An 8873-nucleotide genomic window follows, 5' to 3' on the forward strand; every position below is an offset into this window, starting at 1 on the left:
CTATCCGCCCAGTTCCGCGATCTTCTTCTTCGCCTGCGTCACTTTGTCGCTGTCGGGGTATTTCTGGACGATTTCCTGGTACGACTCCAGGGCTTGCTGTTTTTGTTTGCGGACTTCGAAGCAGCGCCCCGCTTCGTAGAGCGCGTTGGCTTGCCACTGCGGGTAGGCGTACCCGTAAGCCACTTTGAAGAAGTGCTTGATCGCGTCGCCGTGCGCTTGGCGCTCGAAGCAGATCTCGCCGATCATAAATCGCGCTCGGGCGGCGACTTCGTTGCCGGATTTTTCCGTCGCCTGCTCGTACAGCTTGACCGCCTCGTCGAGCTCGCCCAGGTTCTGCTTCGCCCAGCCTTGCTCATAGAGCAACTCCGCCGCATAGGCGTTGTCCGGCTGCGAGGCCAACACTTCACTGGCCATTTGCAGTGCCTCTTGCCATTGCTGTGCTTGCGCGGCGCATTGGGCGCCGTGCAAGGCCGCGAGCGCCGCGAACTCCGGATTGGAAAGCTGTCCGAGCGCTCGATAGGATTCGCGGGCTTCGGGGTACTTCTCCTGCTTGAACAGCACCTCGGCTTCCATGAACCGAGCGTCGGCAGCCAGCGGACCCTCGGCATAGTGTTCGCGCTGGAACTTGAATGACTTCTGCGCCTTGTCGAAGTCGTCCAAGCGGTAGTACGCCCAAGCGAGTTTGTGCGCGGCTTTCTCGCCGAGATCGGACTTACCGGCCTTTTGCTGCGCGGCAAAATACGCCTTGGCCGCCTCCTGAAATTCGCCGGCGTCGTAAGCGGTCTCGCCGACGTGATACCAACTCTCCGCGGCGACCGGGCCGTCGCTCTGCGCCTGCGCGAGTTGCTTGAACTGCTCGCCGGATTCCTTTTCCTTGCCGGCCGACTTAAGGGCCCAAGCCAACTCGTAACGAATCTTCGTCGCTTGTTGGGACTGCGCATCGTCCGCGAGGAGTTGTTGGAACGTCGTCACCGCAGCGTCGAACTGCTGGAGGCCAACTTGGCAAAGTCCTACTTCGAACAACGCCGCCGCACGCTCCGCGCCGTCGGGACTGGCCTTCAAGTAAGCTTGAAGATCCTCCAATGCGCCTGAGAAATCCTTCATCTGTTGCCGTGCCGCGCCGCGAGCATAGCGGGCTTCGGCAGCGAGGCGATGTTCCGGATAGCGTTCCAGCATCTTTGTGAAGGTCTGCACCGCCGGCTCATGTTGCGACTGGCTGAGCTGCGCCCAGCCGAGACCATACCAGGCCTGCGGCGCCAGCTTGCTCTGCGGGTAGTCTTGAATCAGCTTTTGATAGCCTGCGGCGGCGATGTCGAACTTACCGGCGGAGTACGCTTGTTCGGCGAGCGTGTAGGCGCCGCGATCAAGTACGGCGCTTTGCGGGAACTCCTTGCCCAAACGCGCGAGCGCTTTCTGCGCGTCATCCGCGCGACCGGCGCCTTGATACGCGAGCGACAATGCCAGCAGTGTTTCGTCCGCTTGGCGCCACTTGGGAAGCTTCGCCACCAGAGGTTCCAGCGTGCCGATCGCCGCGTCGAACTCTTTGCGTTCGACCTGCGATGCGCCGAGCAAATAGCTCGCTTCGGCAGCCAATTCCGCGTCCTTTAACTTGCCGGCCAGCGGCTCAACGATCGCTTCGACCGCATCGAACTTGCCGGCCATGAAATAACACAACGCGCGCCGCACTTGCCAGCGCGGGCGATCCGCGTGATCGGCGAATTGCTTGACCAAATGCTCATAGGCGTTCGCCGCGTCCTCGGTGCGTCCGAGCTGCAGTGCGCTTTCGGCGAGCACCGCGCCAACATCCGCGCCGAGCTCATGTTCCGCGAACTTCTGCCGGAAGGCCGCGGCGTATTGCGCCGCCCGTTCGTGCTCGCCAGCCTGCAGTGCGGAGAAAGCGGCCATGTACAGCGCCTGCGGCGCGAGGGGATCGTCGCCGCGATTCTTGGCAAGTTCCGCGTAGCGCTTTACGGCCTCGCCGCGACGGTCGGGGATTTCGTAGAGTGCATCCGCCGCGTCGAACTCCAGTTGCGCCGCCCAATCCGGTGCAGCATTCGCCAGCGCGCGTTCTGCCGTCTGAAGCGCCGCGGCCGCCTGGCCTTCGCGCAACTGGCTCTTGGCAATCCAGTGCGCCGCCTCGCTCATCATCGCGGCATCGCCGGTGACGCCCGCGAGCGCTTTGCGCGCGGCGTCGAACTGTTCGGCTAGATACCAGCACTTACCAGCCGCCAAGCGCGCTTGCGGGATGTGCGCCGATTGCGCGAACCGCTCCCCCAGCGATTCGTACGCCTGCGCCGCTTCGGCGTATTGCTTCTGTTCATAGAGCGCGGCCCCGAGTCGCAATTGTGCGTAGTCGGCCGACGCGAAGCCCAATTGTTGGGCCGCCGCCGCGAAGCGCGCCCCAGCTTCGGCGTACTTCTTGGCGGCGAACAGCGTCTCGCCGTAACGCAGGCTGATTTCTTGTGCCAGCGGGTGATCGGCCGCGCGTTTCAGGAACGCCACGTAAACCTTCGCCGCTTCGTCGGCCTGGCCGAGTTCCTCCAACGTCACGCCGAGGGCGTATTGCGCGTCGGCTAAGTTCGCCGATTGCGGAAATTCGTTCACCACCCGGGCGTACGATTTCATCGCGGCCGCTTTGTCACCTTGGGCGTATTGGCATTCCCCCTGGTAGTAGACGGCCTGCGCAACTTGTTTTCCCTCGGGATACTTCTGCACCAGTTCCGCGAAAGTTCCCGCGGCGCTGTCGTATTTGTCCTTGGTGCCGGCCTGCGCCTGGTTGTATTGGGCGATCCCCAGGTACAGCAGCGTCGCTTCCAGCAGCTCGAACTTCGGATGTTGCTCGCGGACCAATTCCAGCGCGGCCTCCGCGGCCTCCGGCTTGCCGGATTTGAGCAAGCAGACGCCCAAGTAATGCTTACCGCGCGGCACGCGCGGATCGTCGGCGAACTTGGTAACGAAGGTTTGCCACTCGTCGGCGGCCAGTTCAAACTGATCGCGGTTCTGCAGCGCCGCCGCCGCGGCATACTGTCGCGTGGCTGCCGGATCGACTTCGACCTCGGCGTTGTTCTGCGCGATCGCCAACGGGGGGACGGCGCCAAATGAGCCAGCGAATGCGAGGCAGGCCAGCGCAATCGCCAGCCGCCCCCGGCCAATGCGGGCGGTTCGTTTCATCGTGCGACCTCGTTCTGTCTTGTTCCGATGCGGATCGCCGTCCAGCCGCGCGGCGTCGCGGCCGTCCTTACGCAACAAGCGGGGGCAGGGTTCATCAGTTCCCCATAATTCCATAACACCGTGTCCTGCCAAATCTGATGCGCCGGCCATTATCGCCGTTCGCCGGGCGGAAAGCCAGCAAGTCCGCCCCCGCCGGTTTGGCCGCCCGGCGCGCAGCGACGAACCGTAGGCCGGGCAAGCCATTACGGTAATTCGCCGTCAGAGACAGGAAATTGACGGAGCGATGTCAAGATTTGGACAATCGGCGAATTCGGCGCGCTAGGTCGTGAAATGCAATTCGCGAATAACTGCTGCAATCCAATTGACCAGCCACGAATTCCTGTACCACCCGTTATGAAGGTAACGGTGGGGTAAGACTGCTGTGCTGCTGGAGCGGAGGGATGAGGGGAGGCGACGGCGCCAACGGCGAAACCGACGACCTCGTGACCGCCTACACGTACAACGCGCGCGGTCAGACGGAGACCATGCGCGACCCCTTGAATCGCACGACGCGGTACGAGTACGACGCCCGCGGCCTGCGCACCCGCGCCGTCTTCGCGGAGGGTTCGCCGGATCAAGGCGTGATGACCTTCGCATACGACGCGGCCGGCAACCAGACCGCGGCGACGGACGAAAATGGTCATCGCACCAGTTTGAATCTCACGCCATCCGTTGCGGCGTTGGCGGCATGGTAAGATCGTTGCGGTGCAGTAGCTCAATGCAGAGCGGAAGCGGCATAGCGGCCCAACCCGCCGCGACTTTCATAGCGAGTGGTCCAGGGATTGTTAGCGCGTCATAACTTTCGCGCACGAAAAGCCATCGGAACTACCCAATCACAGCCATGATCGGCCCAAACCCTTCCTCGACCAGGCGCACCGGGCGACCCTGGACCGTCACTTCCAAGTGTCGATGATCGAGGCCCAGTTGCCGCAAGATCGTGGCATGCAGATCACTGTAATAGTGCGGATCCTCCACGGCCTTGTAGCCGACGTCGTCCGTTGCGCCATGGACCGTGCCGCCTTTGATGCCGCCGCCGGCCAGCCATGACGAATAGCCGCGCGGATTGTGATCGCGCCCAGTGGTGTTTTGCGACCAAGGCGTCCGGCCGAACTCGCTCGTCCAAACCACGAGGGTTTCATCCAGCATGCCGCGCTGCTTCAAATCGCGCAGCAAGCCGGCGATCGGTTGATCGGTCGCGCGGCAGAGGGGAGCGTGCGAATCAATATCGCCGTGCGCGTCCCAATCGCCGTTGCCGCCGCCGCCATGACAGATCTGGATGAAACGCACGCCTTGTTCGGCCAGACGTCGCGCAAGAATCAACTGTTTGCCAAACCCGTCGGTGGCGTCCTGGCCGATGCCGTACATGTCCTTGATATGCGTTGGTTCGTTGGAAAAATCGACGAGTTGGGGCGCCGTCAGTTGCATCCGCGCGGCCAGTTCATAGGCCTTCGCCCGCGCGGCGATGTTCGCATTGATGGCGTACTGCGCGCGAAACTCCTGGTTCAATTCGTAGAGCGACTGCATCTGCCGCTCGCGCTCGAAGGCATTGGTTCTTGGGGAGGTTTCAGATTGGGAATGGGTGTTTCGCCGGGCTGAAACGGCGTCGCCGCGACGGTTGCGCCCAGATATCCGCCCGTCAGTTGCACGGGCGAAGAAGGTCGGCCGATGTTCACAAACATCGGGAGGTTCTGGTTGGCGGTCCCCAGCGCGTACGAGACCCAACTCCCCAACGTCGGATGATCCAACTGCCGCCCGCGATGCCCCGTGCAGGTTTCGATCACGGCCGGAAAGTGATTCCCCGCGTGACACCACATCGAGCGCACGACGGCGATGTCGTCGACCATGCTTCCGACGTGCGGAAACCAATCGGATACCGGGATGCCTGATTCGCCGTAGCGCGTGAACGTGCGCTGACAGGGAATAACCGGCCGCTGCATTTCCGCCTGATTGTCGCCAAACCCCACGGCGTCAATCAGCTTGCCGGCCCATTTGTCGTCCTTGGGGTCGAACGTGTCGATGTGGCTGACGCCGCCGCACATGAACAGAAAAATGACGGACCGCGCCTTCACCGGAAAGCGCTGAATGGCTGCCTCCTGAGGCAACTCGCCGGCCTCGGCCCAGAGCGCGCCCATCGCCACGCCAAGAAAGCCGCCGCCGGCCCGGTGGAGCAGTTGTCGCCGCGACTGAAGATCGCTGGCCGCGAAGTTGTGCTCCATCGATTACCTCACGTAGATGAATTCATCGAGATTGAACAACAACCACGCCAGTCCTTTTAACTTCGCCGGATCATTTTCCAGGTACGCCAACGCGCGTTCGCGCTCGCCGTCGGAAGGCCCGCGACCAATTGCCCAGCGGTAGCCGAGTTCGACGGCGGCTGAGAGATCGCCTTCACCGTCCTTGAGGAGCCGTTCCGCGAACATCGTACACGCGCGATCGACCTCGTCGCTATTCATCATGAACAGACCCTGCGTCGCGGTCACGGTTTGCGTGCGCTGCGGGCAAGGCGCCCGACCGTCGTCGACATCGAACGCTTGCAGGAAATTCGGCATGACGTCGCGATTCGTCGAATAGCCGCGGGTCAGATACGCGGCGCGGCGAAACGTTGTCGTCGACGATTCGTCATTCCGACCGCCACGACCGCGCCGCTGGCCGCCGCCGAGATCAAACGACGGCCCGCCCACGGACGTATCCAAAGCGCCGGCGGCCAAAAAAATCGAATCCCAAATCGGCTCGGCTTCCAGACGCTGGAGTGGAAAATGCCAAAGCAGCGCATTCGTTGGGTCGGCCTGCAGATTCGCCGCGCCGATCGACTCATCGACCTCGGAAGCGCGGCGGTATGCATCCGACGTGACGATCAAGCGATGCAGCGATTTCATACGAAATCCGCTTTGCACAAACTCCGCGGCCAGCCAATCCAGCAGTTCCGGATGCGTCGGTTCGCCGCCGAGCTTGCCGAAATCACTCGAGGCAGCTTGCAAGCCTGTTCCGAAATGCCATTGCCAAATCCGATTGACCGCCACCCGCGCAAAGAGTGGATTCTGCGGCGCGGTCAGCCAATCCGAAAAGGCTTCGAGCGGGCCTTCACGAAAATCGGGATACGTCGGCGCGAACGGCCAGCCTGGCGAGACTTCGTGATTCAACTCCGGTCGTTCCGGGTCGCCGCTAGTGAGGATGAAACTCTTTTCGGTCGACCTCTGTGGATCAACTTCCACGGTCCAATATGCCGCCAACCCGCCGCCTCTGCGGCCGTCGCCAATCTCGGAGAGTTCGCGCTGGAGATCATCGTATTTCTGGCGGTCCGCGTCGGACATCACTTCCCGAATCTTGCCGGAATCGATCCGCAGAATTGGAAAGTAATCGTCGGCGACCTTCTGTTCCGCGGCCGTGCGTTCGCGCTCTGACTTATGAATCACGGCCTGCACGTCATCCGGCAGCATCGCTACACGGTCGTCGTACAGTTGCTTCTGGTACGGAGCGGCGAGCGCGTTGAGCGCCGCCTGAACCGGTGCGCGACGATCCGCAGCCTCTTGCGACGCGCGGCCGCTGGCCACGATCTCCTCCGCGGTCGCCAAGGTGATCTTGCGCGGAACGAGCGGATCGAAGAGCGCCTTCATCGCGTAGAAATCGCGCTGCGTGATCGGGTCGAACAGATGGTCGTGGCATTTGGCGCAGCCGACCGTGAGTCCCATGAACGCGGTTGACACCGTCTCCACGGCGTTCAATGCGAGCTCGCCGCTCTTCTGGCCATCGCGAACCACGGCGCCGCGCGCGAGCAGCCCCAGCGCAAAGAGATCGTCCGGCCGCGGTTCGGCCTTCGAGCGATAACCGGTCGCCGACATCTGCGTCCGTTCGGTCGAGCGATATCCGGTCAACTGCGCGCGCACAAACTGATCGTACGGCACGTCGTCATTCAACGCATGAATGACCCAATCGCGCCAGAGATGAATTCCTTGCGCCGCGATCATTCGCTCGTCTGCGTCCGCATAGCGCAGCACGTCGAGCCAATGGCGCGCATAACGCACGCCATGTTGCTCGCTGGCGAGCAGTTGATCGACGACTTTCTCGTAAGCATCAGGGGACGTGTCGTTGAGAAATGCCGCTTGTTCGTCCGGCGTCGGCGGCAGGCCGACAAGGTCCAGATAAACGCGACGCAGTAGCGCCGATGGGCCGGCTGGTCCATTCGAATTCAATCCGCTGGAACGATGTTCCGCCGCGATAAACGCATCAATCGGATTTGCGGATTCGGTGACGCCTGATGGCGTTTCGCCCCGCTCGACAGGCTTGAGCGCCCAGAGCAATTCCGCCGCGGCTTCCAGGGTGAGTCGCTTGGGCTCTGACTCGGATGTCTCGGACGGGAGCGCTTCGCGCGGGTCGGGCGCGCCCATTTCGACCCACTTCTCGAAATCGGCGATCTGCTCGGGCGTGAGCGGCCCTTTGGGCGGCATTTGGAATTCGGGGTTGTTCCACCGAATCGCCTCGATCAGCCGGCTCTGCTCTGGTTCATTTGCGACCAGCACTGCCCCGCCAATGCCTCCGGCGGCGACGCCTGCTCGCGAGTCAAGCAATAGCCCTCCGCGGACCTTGATCGCTTTCGAGGAATGGCAGCTGAAGCATTGCGCCGCCAACACAGGTTGGATGCGCTGCTCGAAAAACGCGATTCCCTCGGCTGTCGCACTCGGACGTGTGTCCGCGATTGCGTCAACCGCATCATCGCCGTGAACCTGATGCGAGGTTGCCGCCGAAAGCGACAGCGTCAGGAGGGCGATCGTCAAGGGAATGCGCATGGCTGCGGCCCGAAATGCGACATTGCTGGATGTTGCGATCGCCACCAACGATCACGTGGAGCTCACCGAAACGGTTTCCAGTTGGTGGGCGTCATCGGTAAGTCGCAGACGTTTGCGCGCACCCGGCCGACGCCGGGGCGGCAGCGACGGAAAGCGCCCTCGCCGATTCTAACGCCGCGGGGGCACGATTGCCACCCGATCGACAATGCGGCGGCGGCTCAGTCATGTGCCCCGAAAGCGCCAGCTGCGCGCTCCACCGTGCGATTTGTGCCTTCGCGCTCGCCGCCAGCACCGTTGCTAAACTGAGCATGTTCAACGAAAATAGCGGTTTGCCAGTGAATGGAAGCGAACGAATCGGCGACCTCGATGATGCGTCACGCTCAGCAAATCACGTTGACAATACTTGTCATCCTCACTTTGTCCGGCAACGCGTCGTCCGGCGAGCCGGTGAGCTACAGCCGGCAGATCCGTCCGTTGTTGGCCTCGAAGTGTCTGGCCTGTCACGGTCCTGACGAAGAGCATTGCGCGGCGGATTTGCGGCTCGACCAGCTCGAAAGCGTCCTCGAAGATCGCGGCGGCTACGCGGCGATTGTGCCGGGAAATCTCGAGGCGAGCGCCGTTGTCGCGCGCATGAACTCCGCGGACGAGTCGGAGCGTATGCCGCCGGTCGATTCCGGAAAGCAACTCACGCCAGCGGACATTAAATTATTGACGCGCTGGATTGCCGAAGGAGCGAACTTCGAACCGCATTGGGCCTTTGTGCCGCCGCGACGCTCCGAACCGCCAAGCGTGCAGCGCGCTGACTGGCCTCGCAATCCCGTCGACCACTTTACTTTGGCCCGCATGGAAGCCGCCGGGCTGACGCCAGCGACGGCAGCC

At 62.5% G+C, this 8873-nt stretch carries 6 protein-coding genes; 2 read left to right on the top strand and 4 right to left on the bottom strand.

The genetic code is table 11. The features are described 5' to 3' along the window. Nucleotides 1-3171, bottom strand: a complete 3171-nt coding sequence (locus tag SGJ19_13465; GenBank protein MDZ4781257.1) for a tetratricopeptide repeat protein — start codon at nt 3169-3171, stop codon at nt 1-3. A 440-nt stretch (nt 3172-3611) separates the two neighbouring features. Between SGJ19_13465 and SGJ19_13470 the strand changes: the two genes are divergently transcribed. Continuing rightward, complete coding sequence (locus tag SGJ19_13470; GenBank protein MDZ4781258.1) at nt 3612-3905, top strand: RHS repeat domain-containing protein; 294 nt, start codon at nt 3612-3614, stop codon at nt 3903-3905. 130 nt (nt 3906-4035) lie between these two features. On the opposite strand, the gene SGJ19_13475 is transcribed toward SGJ19_13470, so the two are convergent. From SGJ19_13475 to SGJ19_13485, 3 genes are read right to left on the bottom strand one after another with little or no spacing between them, the layout of a single operon-like run. Further along, entirely contained in the window at nt 4036-4734 is a 699-nt protein-coding gene (locus SGJ19_13475; GenBank protein ID MDZ4781259.1) for a DUF1501 domain-containing protein, read from the bottom strand. Beyond that, nucleotides 4713-5426: a DUF1501 domain-containing protein gene (locus SGJ19_13480; GenBank protein MDZ4781260.1), complete on the bottom strand. Its 714-nt coding sequence runs from the start codon at nt 5424-5426 to the stop codon at nt 4713-4715. The genes SGJ19_13475 and SGJ19_13480 overlap by 22 nt, the downstream gene beginning before the upstream one ends. A gap of 3 nt (nt 5427-5429) precedes the next feature. After that, the gene (locus tag SGJ19_13485) at nt 5430-7994 is read right to left on the bottom strand and encodes a PSD1 and planctomycete cytochrome C domain-containing protein (protein ID MDZ4781261.1); all 2565 of its coding nucleotides are present in this window, start codon (nt 7992-7994) and stop codon (nt 5430-5432) included. Between the two features lie 366 nt (nt 7995-8360). Between SGJ19_13485 and SGJ19_13490 the strand changes: the two genes are divergently transcribed. After that, nucleotides 8361-8873, top strand: a 513-nt coding sequence (locus SGJ19_13490) for a c-type cytochrome domain-containing protein (GenBank protein MDZ4781262.1), incomplete at its 3' end; no start/stop codon positions are given.

The organism is Planctomycetia bacterium (genome assembly GCA_034440135.1).
Taxonomy (GTDB): Bacteria; Planctomycetota; Planctomycetia; order Pirellulales; family JALHLM01; genus JALHLM01.

Excerpts from the sequence above, each read along its gene's own strand:
- SGJ19_13470 (MDZ4781258.1), top strand. The coding sequence starts at position 3,612 with ATGAGGGGAGGCGACGGCGCCAACGGCGAAACCGACGACCTCGTGACC.
- SGJ19_13475 (MDZ4781259.1), bottom strand. The coding sequence starts at position 4,734 with ATGCAGTCGCTCTACGAATTGAACCAGGAGTTTCGCGCGCAGTACGCC.
- SGJ19_13465 (MDZ4781257.1), bottom strand. The coding sequence starts at position 3,171 with ATGAAACGAACCGCCCGCATTGGCCGGGGGCGGCTGGCGATTGCGCTG.
- SGJ19_13485 (MDZ4781261.1), bottom strand. The coding sequence starts at position 7,994 with ATGCGCATTCCCTTGACGATCGCCCTCCTGACGCTGTCGCTTTCGGCG.
- SGJ19_13480 (MDZ4781260.1), bottom strand. The coding sequence starts at position 5,426 with ATGGAGCACAACTTCGCGGCCAGCGATCTTCAGTCGCGGCGACAACTG.